Source organism: Mycoavidus sp. SF9855 (assembly GCF_024582735.1).
Taxonomy (GTDB): Bacteria; Pseudomonadota; Gammaproteobacteria; order Burkholderiales; family Burkholderiaceae; genus Mycoavidus.
Window position 1 is genome coordinate 1,466,121 of sequence record NZ_CP102085.1, and the last position, 21,202, is coordinate 1,487,322.

At 50.8% G+C, this 21,202-nt stretch carries 19 protein-coding genes; 2 read left to right on the forward strand and 17 right to left on the reverse strand.

Annotation, left to right across the window (positions count from 1 at the left end; translation table 11 throughout):
- Nucleotides 1–48 precede the first annotated feature (48 nt).
- Genes NQD60_RS05740 through NQD60_RS05755 form a run of 4 tightly spaced genes read right to left on the reverse strand, consistent with a single transcriptional unit; the run spans nucleotide 49 to nucleotide 3,985 of the window.
- Complete coding sequence (locus NQD60_RS05740) at nucleotides 49–693, reverse strand: phosphatidylserine decarboxylase (RefSeq protein ID WP_257100030.1); 645 nt, start codon at nucleotides 691–693, stop codon at nucleotides 49–51.
- Between the two features lie 9 nt (nucleotides 694–702).
- On the reverse strand, nucleotides 703–1,719 hold the full coding sequence (gene ilvC, locus NQD60_RS05745) for a ketol-acid reductoisomerase (RefSeq protein ID WP_257100031.1): 1,017 nt from the start codon (nucleotides 1,717–1,719) through the stop codon (nucleotides 703–705).
- Nucleotides 1,720–1,748: 29 nt separating this feature from the next.
- Nucleotides 1,749–2,240, reverse strand: a complete 492-nt coding sequence (ilvN, locus tag NQD60_RS05750; RefSeq protein WP_223691428.1) for an acetolactate synthase small subunit — start codon at nucleotides 2,238–2,240, stop codon at nucleotides 1,749–1,751.
- A gap of 8 nt (nucleotides 2,241–2,248) precedes the next feature.
- Nucleotides 2,249–3,985 (reverse strand): acetolactate synthase 3 catalytic subunit, encoded by a 1,737-nt coding sequence (locus NQD60_RS05755; protein ID WP_257101272.1) that lies wholly within the window; start codon nucleotides 3,983–3,985, stop codon nucleotides 2,249–2,251.
- A gap of 490 nt (nucleotides 3,986–4,475) precedes the next feature.
- Here NQD60_RS05755 and NQD60_RS05760 point away from each other — a divergent pair, with 490 nt between their 5' ends.
- Nucleotides 4,476–5,204: a TetR/AcrR family transcriptional regulator gene (locus NQD60_RS05760; protein WP_257101273.1), complete on the forward strand. Its 729-nt coding sequence runs from the start codon at nucleotides 4,476–4,478 to the stop codon at nucleotides 5,202–5,204.
- On the opposite strand, the gene NQD60_RS05765 is transcribed toward NQD60_RS05760, so the two are convergent.
- The 4 genes from NQD60_RS05765 to hemC all read right to left on the reverse strand — a co-directional run bounded on the left by NQD60_RS05765 (nucleotide 5,201) and on the right by hemC (nucleotide 9,432).
- Nucleotides 5,201–6,433, reverse strand: a complete 1,233-nt coding sequence (locus NQD60_RS05765) for a heme biosynthesis HemY N-terminal domain-containing protein (protein WP_257100032.1) — start codon at nucleotides 6,431–6,433, stop codon at nucleotides 5,201–5,203. The two genes, NQD60_RS05760 and NQD60_RS05765, sit on opposite strands and share 4 nt — an antisense overlap.
- Before the next feature lie 3 nt (nucleotides 6,434–6,436).
- Complete coding sequence (locus tag NQD60_RS05770; RefSeq protein ID WP_257100033.1) at nucleotides 6,437–7,543, reverse strand: uroporphyrinogen-III C-methyltransferase; 1,107 nt, start codon at nucleotides 7,541–7,543, stop codon at nucleotides 6,437–6,439.
- Nucleotides 7,544–7,561: 18 nt separating this feature from the next.
- On the reverse strand, nucleotides 7,562–8,383 hold the full coding sequence (locus tag NQD60_RS05775; protein ID WP_257100034.1) for a uroporphyrinogen-III synthase: 822 nt from the start codon (nucleotides 8,381–8,383) through the stop codon (nucleotides 7,562–7,564).
- 65 nt (nucleotides 8,384–8,448) lie between these two features.
- Nucleotides 8,449–9,432, reverse strand: coding sequence for a hydroxymethylbilane synthase (gene hemC / locus NQD60_RS05780; protein WP_257100035.1), 984 nt, complete (start codon nucleotides 9,430–9,432; stop codon nucleotides 8,449–8,451).
- A 197-nt stretch (nucleotides 9,433–9,629) separates the two neighbouring features.
- On the opposite strand from hemC, the gene argH reads away from it, so the two are divergent.
- Nucleotides 9,630–11,036, forward strand: a complete 1,407-nt coding sequence (gene argH / locus NQD60_RS05785; protein ID WP_257100036.1) for an argininosuccinate lyase — start codon at nucleotides 9,630–9,632, stop codon at nucleotides 11,034–11,036.
- A gap of 142 nt (nucleotides 11,037–11,178) precedes the next feature.
- On the opposite strand, the gene NQD60_RS05790 is transcribed toward argH, so the two are convergent.
- From NQD60_RS05790 to apbC, 9 genes are all read right to left on the reverse strand, one after another.
- Nucleotides 11,179–13,452 carry an arginine/lysine/ornithine decarboxylase gene (locus NQD60_RS05790; protein ID WP_257100037.1) on the reverse strand — a complete coding sequence of 758 codons (2,274 nt, stop codon included), beginning with the start codon at nucleotides 13,450–13,452 and terminating at the stop codon, nucleotides 11,179–11,181.
- 125 nt (nucleotides 13,453–13,577) lie between these two features.
- On the reverse strand, nucleotides 13,578–14,147 hold the full coding sequence (gene dcd, locus NQD60_RS05795; protein ID WP_223691440.1) for a dCTP deaminase: 570 nt from the start codon (nucleotides 14,145–14,147) through the stop codon (nucleotides 13,578–13,580).
- A gap of 225 nt (nucleotides 14,148–14,372) precedes the next feature.
- Nucleotides 14,373–16,169, reverse strand: coding sequence for an ABC transporter ATP-binding protein (locus NQD60_RS05800; protein WP_257100038.1), 1,797 nt, complete (start codon nucleotides 16,167–16,169; stop codon nucleotides 14,373–14,375).
- A gap of 3 nt (nucleotides 16,170–16,172) precedes the next feature.
- The gene (locus NQD60_RS05805) at nucleotides 16,173–17,921 is read right to left on the reverse strand and encodes an asparagine synthase C-terminal domain-containing protein (RefSeq protein WP_257100039.1); all 1,749 of its coding nucleotides are present in this window, start codon (nucleotides 17,919–17,921) and stop codon (nucleotides 16,173–16,175) included.
- Complete coding sequence (locus NQD60_RS05810; protein ID WP_257100040.1) at nucleotides 17,842–18,654, reverse strand: lasso peptide biosynthesis B2 protein; 813 nt, start codon at nucleotides 18,652–18,654, stop codon at nucleotides 17,842–17,844. The genes NQD60_RS05805 and NQD60_RS05810 overlap by 80 nt, the downstream gene beginning before the upstream one ends.
- Nucleotides 18,655–18,760: 106 nt before the next feature.
- Nucleotides 18,761–18,895, reverse strand: coding sequence for a burhizin family lasso peptide (locus tag NQD60_RS05815; protein WP_257100041.1), 135 nt, complete (start codon nucleotides 18,893–18,895; stop codon nucleotides 18,761–18,763).
- A 101-nt stretch (nucleotides 18,896–18,996) separates the two neighbouring features.
- Complete coding sequence (locus NQD60_RS05820; RefSeq protein WP_257100042.1) at nucleotides 18,997–19,131, reverse strand: burhizin family lasso peptide; 135 nt, start codon at nucleotides 19,129–19,131, stop codon at nucleotides 18,997–18,999.
- 196 nt (nucleotides 19,132–19,327) lie between these two features.
- Complete coding sequence (locus tag NQD60_RS05825; RefSeq protein ID WP_257100043.1) at nucleotides 19,328–19,861, reverse strand: superoxide dismutase family protein; 534 nt, start codon at nucleotides 19,859–19,861, stop codon at nucleotides 19,328–19,330.
- Nucleotides 19,862–19,994: 133 nt separating this feature from the next.
- Entirely contained in the window at nucleotides 19,995–21,083 is a 1,089-nt protein-coding gene (gene apbC / locus NQD60_RS05830; RefSeq protein WP_257100044.1) for an iron-sulfur cluster carrier protein ApbC, read from the reverse strand.
- Nucleotides 21,084–21,202 lie beyond the last annotated feature (119 nt).

The window sequence follows — 21,202 nt, forward strand, 5'->3', positions numbered from 1 at the left end:
TGCCACAAGTCCCTAGCTTAGGTAGGGGACGACGCTTGGTCGATTTCTTCAAGACTCAAATTCAGCCAGAATAGTCGAAGTAGCAAACACTTTCTCACCAATCGCAATTTTTGGGCGGCTGCCAAGCGGCAGATACACATCAACCCGCGAGCCAAAGCGGATAAAACCGTAACGTTGACCGCGCTTAACAGACTCATTCGTCTTCACATAGCACAGGATCCGACGCGCCACGAGTCCGGCGACCTGAACCGCCGTCACGGTTTGTCCTGCCTCTGTTTCGATCACCAACGCATTACGCTCATTCTCAAGCGAGGATTTATCCAGCGCTGCATTGAAAAATGCCCCAGGAAAATAAGCCACTCTTTTAATCACGCCATCGACCGGCAAGCGCTGCGAATGGGCATTGAAAACATTCATAAATACGCTAATCATCAATGCTTCACGCTCAGCGTAGGGGTCGCGGCAAGTTTGCACCGCCACCACGCGACCATCAGCAGGACTGAGCACGGCATTAGCTTGGCTTGGAATCGGGCGGGGCGGATCGCGGAAAAATTGCACCACAAATACGGTCAGCAGCCAAAATGGCCAAGACCACGCAAAACCGGCAAAGATTTGCACGACGAGCGTCAAAACCGCGATAAATAACAAAAAAGGCCAGCCTTCGCGGGCAATAATTGGGTGAGGATAGTTCATATATGTCGTTTAATTTTTTGATTGGTCAACCAGCTTATTTTTCGTAATCCAAGGCATCATTGAGCGTAATTTGCCACCCACTTGCTCAATTTGATGCTCAGCATTTAAACGCCGCCGCGAGATCAGCGTAGGCGCGCCTGTCAGATGCTCAGTGATAAAGCTTTTTGCATATTCGCCACTCTGAATATCTTGCAGCACTTTGCGCATCTCATCTTTGGTTTTTTCAGTCACAATGCGGGGGCCGGTAACATATTCGCCATATTCCGCATTATTCGAGATCGAATAATTCATATTCGCAATCCCGCCTTCATAGATCAAATCAACGATCAGCTTAAGTTCATGCAGACATTCAAAATAAGCCATTTCCGGAGCATAACCGGCTTCGACCAAAGTTTCAAAACCCGCCTTGATCAATTCAACCGTGCCGCCACATAAAACGGCCTGCTCACCGAATAGATCGGTTTCAGTTTCTTCACGGAAATTCGTTTCAATAATACCTGCACGCCCACCGCCATTGGCGACTGCATAGGACAATGCTAACTCACGCGCCAGTCCCGATTGATTCTGCGCCACCGCGATTAAATGAGGGACCCCACCGCCTTGAGTATAAGTTGAGCGTACCGTATGGCCTGGCGCTTTAGGCGCAATCATAATCACATCTAGGTCAGCGCGCGGCACCACCTGCCCATAATGAATACTAAAACCATGCGCAAAGGCCAGGGCTGCGCCCGCTTTGATATTGGGCTCAACTTCGCGCCGATAAACGCTACCAATCTGCTCATCAGGCAGCAACATCATCACAATATCCGCGCCCTGTACGGCCGCGGCCACTTCTTTAACCGTCAAGCCAGCCTGTTCAGCCTTATGCCAAGACGCGCCATCGCGGCGCAGACCAACCGTTACCTTAACACCGCTATCGTTCAGGTTAAGCGCATGAGCATGGCCTTGCGAACCGTAGCCGATAATGGCTACGGTTTTACCTTTCACTAAAGAAAGATCTGCGTCTTTGTCATAATAAACTTTCATTCATATTTCCTTATAAAATTTCAAGCCATTTAAAGTTTGAGAATACGCTCGCCACGTCCAATGCCTGAAGCGCCGGTACGGACTGTTTCTAAAATCAGGCTGCGCTCAATGCTGTCGATAAAGGCATCAAGCTTGCCACTATCCCCGGTTAATTCAAGTGTGTAGGTTTTATCCGTTACGTCAATAATGCGGCCGCGGAAAATCTCAGCCATGCGCTTTATTTCCTCGCGCTCTTTGCCTACTGCCCTGACTTTGATCAGCATCAACTCACGCTCAAGATACGCACCATCCGTCAAATCAATGACCTTCACGACCTCAATTAAGCGGTTGAGATGTTTCGTCATTTGTTCAACAATATCTTCCGAGCCAGCCGTCACCAAGGTCATGCGTGATAGCGAAGGATCTTCGGTTGGCGCTACCGTGAGCGTTTCGATATTGTATGCGCGCGCGGAAAAAAGCCCAACCACACGCGACAATGCACCGGGCTCGTTTTCTAGCAAAATAGAAATGATGTGCTTCATAACAAAAATTAAAGGTCTTCTGAGCCAAGCAACATTTCAGTAAGGCCCTTACCTGCTTGCACCATCGGCCAAACATTCTCGGTTGGATCCGTCTGAAAATCTAAAAAAACCGTACGATCTTTTAGCCGCAATGCCTCTTTCAAAGCAGGCTCAACATCGACGGTTTTCTCAATCCGTATGCCAACATGACCATACGCTTCCGCCAGCTTAACAAAGTCAGGTAGGGCTTCCATATAAGAGTGCGCATAACGCTTACTATACTCAACTTGTTGCCACTGACGCACCATGCCCAAGTAGCGGTTATTCAGCGACACAATTTTCACCGGCGTATTATGCTGTAAGCAGGTAGATAGCTCCTGAATGCACATTTGGATCGAACCTTCGCCGGTGATGCAAACCACATCATCGTCAGGATACGCCATCTTCACGCCCATTGCTGCCGGCAAGCCAAACCCCATCGTACCAAGACCGCCAGAGTTGATCCAGCGGCGTGGCTTATCAAAGCGGTAATATTGCGCCGCCCACATCTGATGCTGGCCTACATCTGAACAGACAAAGGCATTGCCCTGGGTCAGTTGATACAGTGTTTCAATCACAAATTGCGGCTTAACAATCTCGCTTGTCCGATCATAGTTTAAGCAATCAATGCTGCGCCATTGCTCAATTTGCGCCCACCAAGCAGCCAGGGCTTCGCGTTTGACCGGCAAGCGCCCGGCCTGCAATTGCCCGAGCATATCTTGCAAAATTTCTTTGACATCGCCGACAATCGGAATATCCACTTTGACTCGCTTGGCAATCGATGAGGGATCGATATCAATATGGATAATCTGGCGGGGGGCTGACATAAAATGCGCTGGATCGCCAATCACTCGATCATCAAAGCGCGCCCCAATGGCAATCAGTACATCACAATGCTGCATCGCCATATTCGCTTCATAGGTGCCATGCATACCAAGCATGCCGAGAAATTTTCGATCAGAAGCACGAAAGCCGCCTAGCCCCATCAAGGTATTGGTGACCGGATAACCGAGTAAATCAGCAAATTGATTAAGCTCAGCCGACGCATTGCCGAGAATAATGCCACCGCCGGCGTAAATATAGGGCCGTTGCGCAGACAGCAAAAGATTTAACGCTTTGCGGATTTGGCCAGCATGGCCCTTGGTAATGGGGTTATACGAGCGCAGCGTAAGTTTTTGCGGATACTCAAAATGGCACGGCATTTTTGAGATATCTTTTGGGATATCAATTAAAACCGGGCCAGGCCGTCCGCTTCTTGCAATATGAAAGGCTTTGCATATCGTCGCTGCCAACTCATGCACATCTTTAACCAAAAAATTGTGCTTCACGCATGGACGTGTAATGCCAACTGTATCGCATTCTTGAAATGCGTCTTGTCCAATCGCCGTGGTCGGCACTTGCCCGCTGATAATCACCAGCGGCACTGAATCCATATAAGCCGTGGCGATGCCGGTCACGGCATTGGTCACGCCAGGCCCTGAAGTGACCAGACAGACGCCAACCTTACCGGTTGCTCGCGCATAAGCATCGGCTGCATGGACCGCGGCCTGTTCATGGCGCACTAGAATATGCGCAATCTTATCTTGTTTATATAGCTCATCGTAAATATAGAGAACCGAGCCGCCGGGATAGCCCCAAATATATTCAACCTGCTCTTTCTCAAGCGAACGGATCAGCACAGTCGCGCCAATCGAGTCACCTAGAGTAGGCGCATTTGACTCAGGCATTGGAGAATTGGCGGCAGAAGATTGCTCGTTACGTTGATTGATTACACTCATTTCTCACCATTTCCAATTTTTGGTAAAAATCGATCAGGTACTTTGCTTGGACCAGCTTATGGCTGGCATCGCAACTGAGGCTCTCTCATGTCTCAAGGGATGGTGCGGTGGCGTCAATGGCCAGTTTTCAACAGCCCGTTGAGATCCACAACATACAATTTTTTACAATAAGAGAGCACTTTTTACTTAGAACCCAGGACGATAGCTTGCTACTATGCGTCGGTCAAGCAGAAATTTACGCCTTACTTGGTGGAGCAGATGAGCGCACACAATAATAGTTCTCATTACGCCCATCAAAATACATTGAGGCTCGTTGTACAAGCACGACACAAGGCCCCGCCTAACTGTGCTTAAGCTCACTATAATGGCTTATAGTCCCGTAATAGATCCAAGCCGCTCTTCTTAGACTTATCTAAATTTAAAATAGGGATATAAAATGATAGACGCAAAACCACCCCGCCGCACGCGTGAGCGCATTCTTGAACTTTCTTTAAAACTTTTTAATGAAATTGGGGAGCCCAACGTCACGACAACCACCATTGCTGACGAAATGGAAATTAGCCCGGGCAACCTTTATTATCATTTTCGCAATAAAGATGACATTATCAACAGCATCTTTACACAGTTTGAACAAGAAATCGAGAAGCGCCTGCGTTTTCCAGAAAATCATCGGACGACCATCGATGAAGTGTGGGCCTATCTACAATATATGACCAATTTTCTTTGGCGCTACCGGTTTCTGTACCGCGACCTGAATGACCTGCTGGCACGCAATCGCACACTTGAGACGCATTTCAAACAAATTATGGAACATAAAGTGCGCTTTGCGCGGGATTTATGCGAGTTGCTGGTCGCTGACGGCGAGATGGCAGCCACGCCGGCGGAGATCGAGACCATGTCAACCAATATGTGCGTGCTGGCGACTTATTGGCTGTCCTATCAATTTGTCATGAATCCGCGTAAATATAATGACCAAGCCGCGATTGGCGCAGAGCTAAATCAAGCAAGCCGGCATATTTTGTCAGTCATCGCGCCTTATTTACGTGGCCGCTCACGCCAGCTCTTCGATGACCTGCTCAGCGGAAAAATTCCGCCGAAAGAATATGTTTCCCCTGCCAAAGCCGCGAGTCAACAAAATGAGGGTTCAATTTTGAAGACAGTTCATTAAGGAATATTAGGGTACCCCGCCATTTTCAATTCAAACGCAAGCGCGCTGGCTCGATAGTGCTCGCTCGCCTGATCACGCTGCCCCAGCTCTTCGTGCAAACGAGCCAGCGCCCGATGCGCTTCTGCGCGCAACATAACGCTATCCTCGCTGCGGCTGGCAAGGCGCAATGCTGTTTCCAGAAAAGCTTGCGCCTTGCCCCATAGTTTTTGCTGCTGGCACAACCCCCCCAGCGTAAACAGCAAATCAGGGTCGTCTGGGTGCTCAAGTTGCCATGCCTCTGCCCGTTGAATTAAAGGCAAAGGATCCTGGCCCGCGCATTGAATATAACGCCGTAACAAACACGCATCCCAATGCTCGGCAAGCACTTCCTCAATAATGCGCCGAGCCTCTTTATGCCGCTCTAAAGCAATCAGTAGCTGCGCTGCCAAATCCGCTGTGCGTGGCCTCTGTTGTTCCGAGAGAGGCAGGCTATGCCAACCCATAAGAAGCGCTTGTGCCTCATAACGGCATTCATGCAAAACGTGCTCTGCCGCCACCTGCTGCAAGCGCTGCCACGAATTGGCGAAGGGGTGCAGCGCTTCATGCGCATTGAGGGCTTTGATCATCTGTAACACTTGTGGCCAATGCTTAAGCTGTTGGTGCGCACGCAGGGCAATGTGCTGAGCAGAGAAACGGCGCGCGCTTTGAGCTGGCATCTCACTCAGTGCCGCCAAAGCCCCTTCTGCATCATGCGCATCGATGCACATTTTAGCGCTGGACAACAGCCTAGCTTCTTGCCACTGACTTGCAGTGGCCTGCGCCAACCATTCATCGCGGCGGGCATATTCATGCAGTTGATGCGCAGCACGTGCGCCAATCAACGCTGCAGCATCTTTATTTTCCACACTCAAAGAGGCGGTACGAGCCGCTTTTTCCGCCCGGGTAAAGCGGCCAGCAAAAAGGTGACTCACCGCAGAGGACAGCGCATCACGCGCCTTAGCCGCACGTAAACGCATACGATATGCCGCTAAACGTGCGGGCATTTGGAGTAAATGAGCCAGCAAACGGAGCAGTAGGTAGAAGGCAATAAATGCGGCCACCAGCATCACGCCGAATAAATGGATCGACATATCGATGCGGTAAGGCGCCTGGATAATCAGCACTTGCCCCGTGCCCAAACTGCCCAGCAGCGCAATCAAAACAGCTGCCGCAAATAAGAAAGCCAGCCATAAAAGCCCTCGGATTGCCATCGCTTAGCTCCCGTTTTTTTGTTGACGCACAGCTTGCAAGCTGGCCTCTAAACTTGGTAACGCCACGTCGGCAGAGGCTTGCTCAATCTGTTTGATTGACTCAAGCGCACTACTCGTATGCGCTGAGGCCGCATCGAAATAACGCGTCAGAGCAGCTGTCACCCCCTGCACATCCGCTTTTAACTGGAGCGCATTACGCGCGAAAAGCGATAAACGTGCTGCTAACAGCCTTAGCTTTAAATTCTCACGTAAAAAATAACCTTGATCCGGCGCAACGAATAAAGTGTCAGCATGATCAAGCCGGCGCACTTGTACGAAGCTCGCTAGCTGCTGCATCACACCGGCCTTAAAACGCTGCCAGCCGATTTGCCACAGGGGCGGCTTGCGCTCAGTCGGACTCTCGCTATTCGCTGTTGGCACAGCTAACGGCACGGCCACCTCGCCCGCCAGCGGCAACGTATCAACCAGCGCCAGGACAGCATCCAATTTGAGCGCAAGTCCCATCAGGTCAATATGCGGCGTTGCTTTTAACGCTTCCAGGTCCCGCCCAAGCGCTTTACGCACCGCCAACGCTCGCGGTGAAGTGCTGGCGGCCAATTGCGTATCAGCATTGTGCAGTGTCACCAAAACCCGCTGAGCATTACCGGTCAGTTGCAACTGCTCATTGGCAAACGCTAAGGTCTGCTCGACTTCAGCTAACATCCAATCATCCCGGCTTTGCGTCAGTTTTTGCGAAAGGCTCTCCAAGGCCTGCTGTCGGGTTTGAGTTTCGTCCAACTTGCTCGTCAACTGCACCAATTGCATTTGCACCTGGCCTAACGTATCAAGTGCTTGCTGGCCCTTGATACCCGCTTCAATCAACGCGCGCTCATTGGTCTGTTGGCGCTCAATAAGTTGGGTATTTTCAGATTTAAATTTTTGGTGCAAGACGTAGCCGCCAGCAAGCCCGCCGGCCACCGTCAATAACCAGATCAACCAAAGCCAAAGCATGCCAGCCGTGCGCTGCGGCTTAGTTGCCGCAGGCGCAGAAAGAAATGGCTGCGCGCCGCTGGCTGGTTTTGCTGGAACTTTCGATGAAGCTTCTTGCGTCAGATTTTTATGATCAGTCATGCTTATACGCCTATAGCGCTAACTTGTGGAAAAAAGCAAAGCACGCGCAATCGATTCATCGCCCGCGTGACATTGCGTAACCGTAACAAAACCCACCGCATCCGCACATTCGGCAATCCGTGCGTGCGGCACAATGATCGGAGAGCGCTTCAGCGCACTTTGCTCAGCCTCACTTAAATGGGCTTGAGCTAAACGCTCCAAGTTACGCACCCCTTGCGAACTCGTCAACAGCCAAGCATGCGGCTCACCCGCCAGCAAGGCGCGTACGCGTGTCCATTGAGCTAGCGTAGGCACAGGCAGCGCGCGGCGGTAGGCGCTGACCACCTCAATCTGAGCGCCCTCTGCACGTAAGGTATCAGCCAGCCATTCACGGCCGCTGTCGCCGCGTACAATCAGCACGCTACGCCCGTTTAATGAGGCCAAGCCAAGCGTTTGCTCGAGGGCTGCTGCCAGCGCCTCAGAGTCATATCGCACCGCTTGGTCTGCGCTGCGCTGAGCCGGTGCAATGACGCGCTGTAATGGCGCGGCAATGCCGTACTGCTTAAGCGCGCGGACACTGCCTGGCCCGACCACAGCGATGGGCACCAGCGCTGGCCATTGTAGCGGCAAATGAGCCGAGGCAAATTCAATCGCCGCCGGCGACACAAAAATAACCAGTGCATATTGCTTCAGCGCAGCAAATGCCTTAGCCAACAGCGTATGGTCATGCGTTGAGAAAATCTCGATCAGCGGAAACTCAAAGGCCTCCATGCCAGCTACCGCCAATGCCTGGAGCAGGCTAACAGATTGCCCTCGTGAGCCAGTAAGCACAGCGGTACGCGTCATAGCCTGCATCGGCATACACATCATTGGATTAAACAATGGTAAAGCAAGCTACGCCCACGCGCCATTAAAAAACCACCCATCTATTCGCCATGCGCCGGGGCGGCATGCGAACTCAGCGCTTGCACAATCTCATGCGCGCCCTGCCTGCCTAGTTCAGCGGCGACACTCTGCCCAAGCGCTACCGCCTGCGCCAGCGTACTTGGCGTTGCTTGACCTTGCGCGCACAGAACTCGCCCACCATCAGGCGTTGCCACCTTCGCCTCTAAATGCAACAGCTCCCCCTCCCATTGAGCAAAAGCCGCCAATGGCACGTCACAACTACCGCCAAGCGAGCAAGACACAGCCCGTTCAGCCTCAACTGCGAAGGCAGTGCGGTGATGATGCAACGGCGCAAGCCAGGCTTCGACATCAGCGCGCTCTGCACAAATTTCAATCCCCAGTGCGCCTTGTCCAGCAGCCGGCAAACTCTCACTCGGCTCCAGCAACAGGCGAATACGTTCACTCAAATCAAGCCGGATTAAGCCCGCAGCCGCCACGATAATCGCCGCATATTCACCGGCATCCAATTTATTCAGGCGGGTATCCAAATTGCCACGCAACGGGTGCACTTTAAGGTGCGGATAGCGCGCGCGCACCATCGCCTCGCGGCGCAAACTCGAGGTGCCAACCACGCTACCCGCTGGCAGTGCAGCCAGCGACTCGTAATCAGGAGAAACAAAAGCATCGCGCGGATCCGCTCGCTCCAAAATAGCCGCCAGCTTAAGCCCCTCTGGCAATAACATCGGCACATCCTTTAACGAATGCACCGCAAGGTGAGCCCGGCCATCGGCCAGTGCATATTCAAGCTCTTTAACAAAGAGGCTCTTGCCACCGACCTTCGAAAGGGCGCGGTCGAGAATCCGATCACCGCGCGTTGTCATGCCCAGGATTTCAATCTTTGTCGCTGGATATAATTTTTGCAACGCATCGCTGACATATTGAGCTTGCCACAGGGCTAAACGGCTTTGTCGCGAAGCAATCACTAGCGTGCTAGGTGCTCGTAACGGAGTTGACTTAGAAGGCATTGCAACACAGGTAAATTAAAAATGAATGGTAGCACGCACTCGCTGCCTTTTTGCAAAAGAGCCGCTTAACTTGGTTCAGTTCACTAGGCTTTACAAACTCTTTCTATATGGATGATAAGCCAAGCAGGGCTTGTTATAATCTAAAAATCTTTGAACTGCATAGGCCAGTTGGCCTATTACCTCTATTGGCGATCTCAATGACCTCTCAGCTTAATAAAAAAGGCGAAGCATGGTCGGCTCGTTTTTCCGAACCGTTATCCGAACTCGTCCAGCGCTACACTTCATCGGTTTTTTTTGATAAACGGCTTGCCTTCGTCGATATCGAAGCGTCACTCGCCCACGCCACGATGCTGGCCGAATGCGCCATCATCAGCCTGGACGACCTCAACCAGATCAAGCGTGGGATGGCGCAAATCCGAGACGAAATAGAACGCGGTGAATTCAACTGGCAGCTTATTTTAGAAGATGTCCATTTAAATATTGAGGCGCGCCTCACTACACTGATTGGCGACGCGGGTAAACGCTTGCATACTGGCCGCTCACGCAATGATCAAATCGCGACGGATATGCGGCTCTGGTTACGCGGTGAAATCGATCACATCCATACGCTGCTAATTGAGTTGCGGCGTGTTCTGATCGACCTTGCCCAACATCACGTGGCGACGATTTTGCCCGGTTTTACGCATTTGCAAGTGGCTCAGCCCGTCACCTTTGGCCACCATTTACTGGCTTATGTCGAAATGCTGGCGCGCGACAGTGAACGTTTACTGGATTGCCGCAAGCGCGTTAACCATCTGCCCTTAGGCGCTGCTGCTCTAGCCGGCACCAGTTACCCGATTGACCGGCAGCGGGTTGCCGACTTACTTGGCTTTGATAAGCTATGCGCCAATTCACTCGATGCCGTTTCCGATCGAGATTTTACGATTGAATTCACCGCCGCAGCCGCTCTGATTATGACTCACCTCTCGCGTTTCTCTGAAGAACTGGTGCTGTGGATGAGTCCGCGCGTGGGGTTTATTGATTTAGCTGACCGTTTTTGTACCGGCTCATCGATCATGCCGCAAAAGAAGAACCCAGATATCCCCGAGCTCGCCCGTGGCAAGACTGGTCGCGTCAACGGCAACCTGATAGCGTTATTGACCTTGGTTAAAGGGCAGCCGCTGGCCTATAACAAAGACAATCAAGAAGATAAAGAGCCCCTATTTGATACCGTTGATACCATAACCGATACCTTGCGCATCTTTGCAGATATGGTGAGCGGCATTGAGGTCAAACCCGCAGCCATGCGCGCAGCAGCATTACAAGGGTATGCGACGGCCACGGATTTAGCCGATTATTTGGTCAAGCGCGGCGTACCGTTTCGCGATGCGCATGAAGCCGTGGCGCATGCAGTACGCGTTTGCGTCGAACGCGATTGTAATCTGACCGATCTCACACTGGCTGAGTTACGCGGTATCCTGCCGGAGAATGCATCCTTAATCGAGCCAGAGGTGTTTAGCTATTTAACGCTCGAAGGCTCAGTCGCAAGCCGCCGGCATCCAGGTGGCACCGCACCGGAACAAGTCCAGTTGGCACTGAATGCCGCTCGTGAAGCGCTTAAGTAACATCAGTGCAGGTTGCCGCTTGCAAAGCGCTTAAGTAACGTCAAGTGCAGGTTGCCGCTTGCAAAGCGCCTAAGTAACGTCAGTTCGGATAGTGTGACCTGACGTTACTTAAACTTAATTCAACATCTATTTGATGCACAGGTCATGCGCTGCGCACACAATCGACAAAATATTCAGCGCGCCCATTCACGATCTCGGTCACCAAACCGTGAATATCCGTATAAAAACCCGGAAAATGCTGGTTAAATTCACGCGCAAATTGTAAATAACGGACAATCGCACGATTGAAGCGCTCGCCTGGGATTAACAATGGAATGCCCGGCGGATAAGGCGTTAATAGTACGCTCGTGACGCGGCCTTCGAGTTCATTAATCGGCACCCGATCGATTTCGCGGTGCGCGAGTTTGGCAAATGCATCAGCCGGCTTCATCGCAGGCTCCATATTGGACAGATACATCTCAGTGGTCATCCGGGCCACATCGTTTGACTTATAGACCGTATGAATCTGTTGGCACATATCCTGCAAGCCGACTTTTTCATAGGCCGGATAGCTGGCCACAAACTCCGGTAAAATGCGCCATAGCGGCTGATTACTGTCGTAGTCATCCTTAAATTGCTGGAGTTCGGTCACCATACTATTCCAGCGGCCTTTCGTAATGCCAATGGTAAACATGATGAAAAAAGAATAGAGCCCAGTTTTTTCAACAATGATGCCATGCTCGGCAAGATAGCGCGTCACCATCGCAGCGGGGATACCCGTCTCGCCAAATTCTCCGTCTACATTAAGCCCTGGCGTGATAATCGTCGCCTTGATCGGGTCCAACATATTAAAACCTTCAGCAAGCGCGCCAAAGCCATGCCAACGGTCATTCGGCGCCAGCATCCAATCTTCACGGTCGCCGATGCCTTCTTCAGCTAAAGCGCCTGGCCCCCAAACCTCAAACCACCAATCAGCATCATAGTCAGCCCCCACTTTGCGCATGGCACGGCGAAAATCAAGCGCCTCGGCAATCGATTCCTCGACCAGCGCAGTGCCACCGGGCGGCTCCATCATTGCAGCCGCCACATCACACGAGGCGATAATCGCGTATTGCGGGCTGGTTGAGGTATGCATCAGATACGCTTCATTAAAGCGATGCCGATCAAACGTAAAATGCTCCGAATCTTGCACCACAATCTGCGATGCTTGCGAAATACCCGCCAGTAATTTATGCGTTGAATGCGTCGCAAAGACCAGTGCACCGGTGCGTGCACGGCCGGCGCCAATCGCGTGCATATCCCGGTAAAAGGGGTGAAACTCGGCATGTGGCAACCAAGCTTCGTCAAAATGCAACGTGTCCAGCAGATCTCCAAGCAGCTCTTTAATCATTTCAACGTTGTACACCACCCCATCATAGGTGCTTTGCGTGATGGTCAAGATCCGTGGCCGCACGAGTGGATTTTGCTTGAGCACCTCACGTGCAAACGGGTTGGCTTCAATCTTGCGGCGAATGTTTTCTGGCTTAAATTCATCCCGTGGAATGGGGCCGATAATCCCATAGTGATTGCGTGTAGGCGTTAAAAACACGGGGATCGCACCGGTCATCGTAATCGCGTGCAAAATCGATTTATGGCAATTGCGGTCAACCAAAACAATATCATCAGGCGCCACGGTTGCGTGCCAAACAATCTTGTTAGAAGTCGATGTGCCGTTGGTGACAAAGAACACATGATCGGCGTTAAAAATGCGCGCGGCATTATGTTCAGAGGCGGCCACTGGACCCGTATGATCAAGTAATTGGCCCAATTCATCGACGGCATTGCACACATCAGCACGCAGCATGTTCTCACCAAAAAACTGATGGAACATCTGACCAATCGGACTTTTTAAAAACGCGACGCCCCCCGAGTGCCCTGGGCAATGCCACGAATATGAACTATCCGCAGCATAGTGGGTCAACGCCCGAAAAAACGGCGGCGCCAGCGAATTAAGGTAGCTTTTCGCCTCACGTATAATATGGCGTGCCACAAACTCCGGCGTATCTTCAAACATATGAATAAAGCCGTGCAGCTCGCGCAAGATATCGTTTGGAATATGCCGCGAGGTGCGCGTTTCGCCATACAAAAAAATCGGCAGATCAGCATTACGCCGACGCACCTCGGCGATGAAAGCACGCAAGGCAATCAAGGCGCCCATGATTTCGCCATTTTCATCGACGCCGCTGGCGCTGATTTCATCGTCATCAATTGAAAGAATGAAACACGAGGCACGGCTTGACTGTTGCGCAAAGGATGTCAGATCACCGTAACTCGTTAAGCCAAGCACCTCCATGCCTGCGCCTTCAATCGCTTCAGCCAATGCACGAATACCAGAGCCCGAAATATTTTCGGAGCGAAAATCTTCATCGATAATAACGACGGGAAAACGAAATTTCATTAAAGAGGTTTCTCAAAGACGGGGGTAGCGAATTTCAAAGCGTGGATACCTGGTATATCTGCCCAAGCTAGCCAGCACGCAGCATTTTACTCAAACTTCAGCGGCCAAAGCCGCACCTTAAGCGCTTAAGCTTTGGGCAAAGTCACGCCTCTTTGCCCTTGATATTTTCCGTCACGATCACGATATGAGACCTCACATACCTCGTCGCTCTCAAAAAACAATACCTGCGCCACGCCTTCATTAGCGTAAATCTTGGCAGGCAGCGGTGTCGTATTAGAAAACTCCAGCGTCACAAAACCTTCCCATTCTGGCTCAAACGGCGTCACATTAACGATAATGCCACAGCGCGCATAGGTCGATTTTCCTAAGCAAACCGTCAAGACGCTACGCGGAATCCGAAAATACTCAACCGTACGCGCCAGCGCAAACGAATTGGGTGGAATAATACAAACGTCTCCCCTAAAATCAACAAACGATTTTTCATCAAAATTTTTCGGATCGACGATCGTTGAATTGATATTAGTGAAGATTTTAAATTCGTCCGCACACCGGATATCGTAGCCATAGCTCGAGGTGCCATAGCTGACAATCTTTTGGCCATCTTCGCCGAGACGAACTTGGTTCGCTGAAAACGGCTCGATCATCTTATGCGTTTCGGCCATACGCCGAATCCATTTATCGGATTTAATTGTCATTCGATGTGCTGAGAAGAGAAGTAAAAGCGACTATTTTACTTGATTGAAGCAGCTTGGTGGGACCCGCTATACATTCGCCGGCCTGGCGCTGAATGTCTGCCTCGCTGCCGGCACCAGCGCTGGCCGACTGCGGCTTAGCTTAATGCCGGCCCACGCTATAAAACAATAGCATGATTGCCGCTTAATGCTTGATCCTACCAAGCTACGCTGCCACCACCTGCCACTTCAAAACGCGGCGCTGACTTGACGCTGTTCAAGCATAGGGAACCCAACCTGCTTATGCCAAAGGCTCGCATAAATGCCATTTTTCGCCAACAAACTACCATGCGTGCCTTGCTCAGCAATCGCGCCATCTTTTAACACTAGGATCAAATCCGCATGTTGAATGGCCGACAGCCGATGAGCGATGATAAGCCGGGTGGTTTGAAGATAACGTTCATGCAAATGCTTAAAAATCGTCGCTTCAGTTTGCCCATCGAGTGCGGCTGTTGGCTCGTCTAAAAGGAGTAAATGACTTTGCCTCAAAAGTGCGCGGGCCAGCGTGACACGCTGCCGTTCCCCGCCTGAGAGTTTGTTACCGCGCTCACCGATTTGAGTTTCGAGCCCAGCATCGGCAGCCGCAATCACTGGCGTGAGCGCCGCAGTGCTAATGGCCCGCGCAAGCTCTGCCTCTGATGCATGCGGACAAGCAAAATTGATGTTTTCGCGTAACGACCGATCTAGCAAATGCGCGTCCTGAGTGGCATAACTGACCGACTGACGCAACTTTTGCTCAGAAAACGATTCGATCGGTCGACCATCAATCAAAATCGCTCCGCTATCCAATGAATACAAACGCAATAACAGCTTCATCAAGGTCGACTTGCCCGCGCCAGTCGGGCCGACAATCGCACAAAATGCACCGGCTGGAACGGTAAAGCTCGCATCTCGCAAAACGTATTTACCCGGGGCATGGCTAAAACTCGCCTGCTTAAATTGAATCGATGGCGCTCGCTCAAACAGCGCATCACTAGCAGACTTGAAATCCCAGCGGGTCTCCAATTTATCCAGCAGCTCTTCGAGATTGAACAAACCAAGCCGTGCTTCACGGATGGCATAACCAAAAGAACTCAATGGCAGGGTGAATTGCAAAAGATAACCATTTAACAGCGCGAAGTCGCCCACGGTAAACCGCTGCGCAAAGATATCTCGGCACGCCATACTCGTTAGCGTAGCGAGCCCAATGCCAACAATCAGTAACTGCAGCACGCCGAAGATTTCCATTTTTCGAGCAAGCTGGACACTCGCTTGTTCTCGCGCCTTGTAAACTCGGTCAAGCTGTCTCAATTCACCCGCTTCATTTGAAAAAGCTTTGACCGTATCGGCATGCGTGAGGGTATCAATCAGCACAGTTGAGGCACGGTCCGAGGCCAGATTTTTCTGACGCTGTAAGCCCGTATAATAGGAAATCGTTAGGGTCGTGGAATACAGATAAGCCGATAAAAATCCGAGTAGGACAAAAGCATAAACCGCGCCAAACATAAAAAATACGACAGTGCAAGCCAGGCTAATTTCAATGCAAAGTGGCGCAATATGCCAAAAAATTCCAATCAGAGCACGCATCACACTGTCTTGTGCGCGGCTTACCTCGCTCGCCGAAGCACCGCTTTGGTGGTCACTCAGCGCAGCAGCGGGACGGTTAAGGACTTGGCTAACATAATTGACCGTGATCGACCGTTTGATGCGCTCATTGATTGCCGTCACCAGATACTGCTCGCCACGCCGCAACGCTTGTGAGAAAAACCACGCACAGCCATACGCTATACACAGCGCATAAGCGGTGATCGATGAAGTCGATAAATTAGAAAAATCGTCAATCAACAATTTAAGCAGCACTGGCGTCACCACGGCCAGACCAATTGAAAGTCCGGTACATCCGGTAGCTGCAATCACTTGCCAGCGCGCATACCGCTCAGCGGTCCATAAGCAGCTAAATAGAAAACGCAGCGCCTTGAAGGCTTTAGGCATTTTGGCTAATTTCATTGGCTATTGCCATCCCTGAATAAAGAGTTCTGCAGCATACAGATGAAGAATATCCATAAAATATTCGCTACGACCTTTGCAACTTTCCTGGATTGCGTGACGGGTTTTAATTGGATCGATATACCCTTGCTTAACCAGAAAACCCTCAAGACAGTGCGCCATCACATGATCCTTATGTTGGCGTATGCCGAGCAAATCGATACCGGAGGTTTCGCCTTTGTTGCGCCGCCAGAGGTGTGGATAGCCGGTGGCCTCGGAGACAGCTTTTCTCACAATAATCCGATTATGAGGACCATCAAAATGACAGTAGCTGGGTATCGACAGCGCATACTCGACCATTGGCTGGCAAAGAAATGGATAATGCGTACCCTTTTTGAATGGATACGCTGGCGTCCTGACATCATCAAGCGCCAAATAGGCGAGGAATAATTGGTATAACTTGCCCGGTAAGCGAGTTTTGGTTTTTTGCATAAACGGATGCAAATGAGAGCGGCCATCAAGGGGGGATAATTGGGCCGCGTCAGACATTAAGCCAAATGTGCCGCCCACCCCCTCAGAGGGGTCTGCCGCGAGTGCAGACTTGATGGCCTGCCACCCAATGTGAGCGAGCGATGTTCTACGGATCAATGCCAAATCCATCGCAATCCGAAACAACTGCCGCCAGCGCAGGGTGAGCATTGCATCCGTTAGCACACCAAAAGGGGGCGGTGCTAGAAAGAGCGAATCCCCCCCATGCCCGCTAATCAAAACACTGTTTTCACGCTCTTCGAGCCGGCTCGCAAAATGCTGATTAAACGCCAGCAAGCAATAGCGGATATGCGGCTTGGCAACACGCGGTAGATCTTTGACCGGCGCAAACGACAAAACGCCAGTGTCGATTTCACCGAGCTGAGCACCCGCACTTTGGGCGACGCGGCGGGCATGCTCAAGTTCGTTAGAGGAGCCCACCGCCGAATTGTAATAATGAGCACAAGCAATCCGCTGCTGAGCAGGCGCTACCGCGCGCAATGCCAATAAAACGGAACTCGACTCCAAGCCGCCTGAAAGTTCTAATACCGGCCGCTCATCGTTTGGCATCTGCAAGCTCAGGTAGTTTTTCAAAATCTCATACGGATTTTGAGAAGCTAAGCCATCTGTCGCGCTCATGAGCGGATTCCAAACCGGCAACATTTCCGGCCGATGTCCATGCGTATAGAAAATAGCGCATCCCGGTGGCAACTCCGAGATACCCTCAAATGGCAATTCGCCACTTTGCACTGAACCGGTTCGCAGCCAAGTGGTAAAAAACGAGGTATTCCATCCCGGGCGCTCGCCTCTCTCCTTGAGCGTTTGATGCAAGCAGGTCATGCTGTCTGAAAACAACAGTCCGTGGCGCTCAGACCATGACCAATAGATTGCCCACCGGTTACTCGGATCGCAACAGCAAATGAATTTCTTGGCTACCTTATCAAAGCAGACAAATAAATACTGCCCCCAAAATTTAGCGGTTAATAAAGACGGACCTTTTAAGGCAATCTCACGCAAGTCATTTTCATTAATTTCAGTATTGTCTTGCTTTGAAAAAGCTTGCCCATAAAAGCCATAGAAATACGCTTCGCTCTCACCATACAGGGTGCATGTAGTATGGCGCTGGTCTGCCTCCTGCCATAACGCACCGGCTAGCTGGCCGGTTTTATCTCGAGTTAAAACCCAATCCCGGTTTGGCGTTAAAAATTCCTGTGTTGTGGGATAAACGATGCCGAGAACGGTCATAGGGTAGTTCCAAGAGCGATGTTGGAAATTCAAGGATGACGGATAGCTCCTTTCTTCTCAGAGCACTGTCGCCAATAATCGCATGGTCAGTTTCCGACCACGCATGCGCATAAAATGGGAAAGATTGGACACCAATCAGCAGCTTTGATGCCAGGCCGGCACGCGCACACACTAGCGTTAGCGCTGCAGACCACTCCAGACATTTAGTGGGTTTCGGATAAAATAAACACGCCCAATTAAGCGCATTCACAAAAGGCATGTATTCTTCTGTTTGAGCAAAATGCAGTTCATTTTGCCCAATAGCTTGAGAGCACAGTTGCAAGACGCCAGCAAGCCCCTGCTTTGTAGCGTGCTTGTGTACCGCTCTTAGGTCAAGCATCGCTCTTATGATCCAGCGCCAAGCAGGCCTATGCTCAAAAGCATTATCCGCCAGCTTCCACCCATTAGCAGACATGCCACCTGTTTGCGGGGAAGGACTGACCGAATTTAATTTGGGATCGACCGCCGGAAAGGTTTGCTCTGTGACTAAATGGGCCTCAATTAATTTTTGCAAAATACTGGTATTGGAGGCAACATTCGCTTCAAAAGAAGCCGAATCAAGGCCAAGATAAGGAGCGACTGCGGCTGACTGCCCATGCGATAAAACGACGTACCGATCACGGATCACGTCGAGCACAATAATTTGCCCTGAAAAGCAAGCCCCGAAAATATTGGGCATCAAATGATGAGGCATCTATTCTTCTTTATGTAATAGTCTTCCCAAAACGCCAGACACAAGCTATTGATCTGCTCTTAAGCGCCTTGTCTGGCGTCCCCCCTAAGTTGTGAGCCGATGGTTCTTACATGAACCGACCAACGCCCGCTTCTCTATATTGTCCTGAGCCACCCATGGTTGCTTCAGAAGCGCTAAATTGCGTCAGCGCTTCATCGTCCAATTGGATGTCTTGCAGATTGAGTTCTTGATTCTTAATCATGGTTTTCTCCTCATTTTTCGTTGAAAGAATGCCAGGCAAGCCATTTATCTGCTTCTAGAATGCTCGTCTGACATTCGTTAGGGACAATCAGTCGATCATCCTTATAGGAACCGGCCAACGCCCGCTTCTCTATATTGTCCTGAGCCACCCATGGTTGCTTCAGAAGCGCAAAACTCGGTCAGAGTTTCGTCTTGCAATTGGGTATCTTGTGTGTTGATTTTTTTGCTATTGGTCATGATTACTTCCTCACTTTAATAATGAAAAATTAACCGCCCCCCTACCGCAGACGGATGACATTTGCTGCACACGGATGGAATCATCAAAAACGAGGATTACCTCTAAATTCCATCACGTGTTTTCCAACTATAGAAGGTTAAAAAAAATTATGCAATAAATTTTTTGAGTTTTTTAATCAAAACAGGCTCCCTACACCTACCTTCGAATCACACCACACGCAAGCCGTGATTTTCCTATAGAAGTATCCTCATCATGCAACACAACGACCGAGCGGCCGATTACTGAACGAATACCGTCCAATGTCAGTTCATTGACCACCACAAAACCCGTTGCGACACCATTTGTGTCCGCTTTAATATTGGGCATATTGCCTGCTGGGCGCGCGTTACCCGGTGCGCCACTCCAACTCAAACGACTCGGGTCGAACACCTGGCCAGTATTGCGTGCACTGAATGCATTGCAGTGGCTCCGTTCATAAATTTGAAATCTGTACTCACTGTTTGGTGGTAAGCCCACAATATTGTAGGTGACCTGCATACCATCTGCACGCTCAACAAAATGAACCGTACCGCGTGCAGTACCCCCCACCACAGGCAAAAGTATCGCGTGCGCGCTCTTTTCACGCGGCCCGAATAAAGTCGAACATCCGGCATTCAGCAGGCTAAACACGCCCACCATCACCAGCATGATAAAAACCGGAAAAATTGCCTTGCCTGATTGGTTTTTCATGCAATCCTCTAACACTCGACCTAGATAAAATGCAGCCTTTATGAAACAAGACTGGCCATCCCCATCCACGCTAACTCAAACCTCATAATACTGCTTTCGAGGCAAAATATGGGCGAATTGTATGGCTAAGCCGCTAGGTATTTTGCACCACAATATCTGGAAACTTTGAGCGCATATCGCGCGCCTTACGCGCAACAGCAATGGCAACTTTGCGAGCAATTTCACGATAAATGCCTGCATTGTGACCTTGCGGCTGCGCCACCACCGTTGGACACCCCGCATCGGTCCGCTCACGAATACTGATATCAAGCGGCAAACTACCCACCAGTTCAACGCCGTATTGAGCGCACATTTGCGCGGCGCCACCCGCGCCAAAAATAGGCTCTGCATGCCCACATTGAGTACAAATATGCGTACTCATATTTTCCACAATGCCAAGAATTGGAATGCCCACTTTCTCGAACATTTTTAGCCCTCTTTTAGCGTCAAGTAAGGCAATATCTTGCGGCGTAGTCACAATCACCGCGCCAGTCACGGGCACCCGCTGCGCTAGCGTCAACTGAATATCCCCAGTACCCGGCGGCATGTCGACAATTAAATAGTCGAGTTCACGCCAGTTGGTTTGCTTGAGCAACTGATCAAATGCAGAAGTGACCATTGGCCCCCGCCAGACCATTGGCGTATCCGTACCAACCAAAAAACCAATCGAATTCACTTGAATGCCGTAGCGTTCAAGCGGCTCCATCGATTTGCCGTCTTTTGATTCAGGCTTGCCCTCAAGGCCAAGCATCATCGGCTGGGATGGGCCATAGATATCGGCATCCAACAAGCCAACGCTCGCCCCTTCGGCCGCCAGCGCCAGCGCTAGGTTAACGGCTGTGGTGCTTTTACCCACCCCACCTTTGCCAGATGCGACGGCAATGATATTTTTCACATTGGGGAGTAATTTAATGCCGTGCTGAACCGCGTGTGCGGCAATTTGCTGCGAAATAGTGACGTCAACACTCTCCACCCCAGGCAAAGCCGCAAGCGCATGGGTAATGCGAGTGTGCAACGCCTCAAACTGACTTTGCGCCGGATAGCCGAGCACCACCTCAACCGTCACGCACCCTTTTTCGATCGCACTATGGCGGATGCTTTTTGTTGAGATCAGGTCCTCGCCCATATGCGGATCGATAATCTGAGCTAGCGCAGCTTGAATCTGAGCGTTATCAATACTCATAAAATTTCTATCTCATTCATTGTAACGGTAGAGGGCCGATTGGGCCGCAGGGTAAAACTACGCAGCACAAACCTGCAATAGCCCTATCCCTTAAGCTTAATAAAAGCGGCTCGAAATCA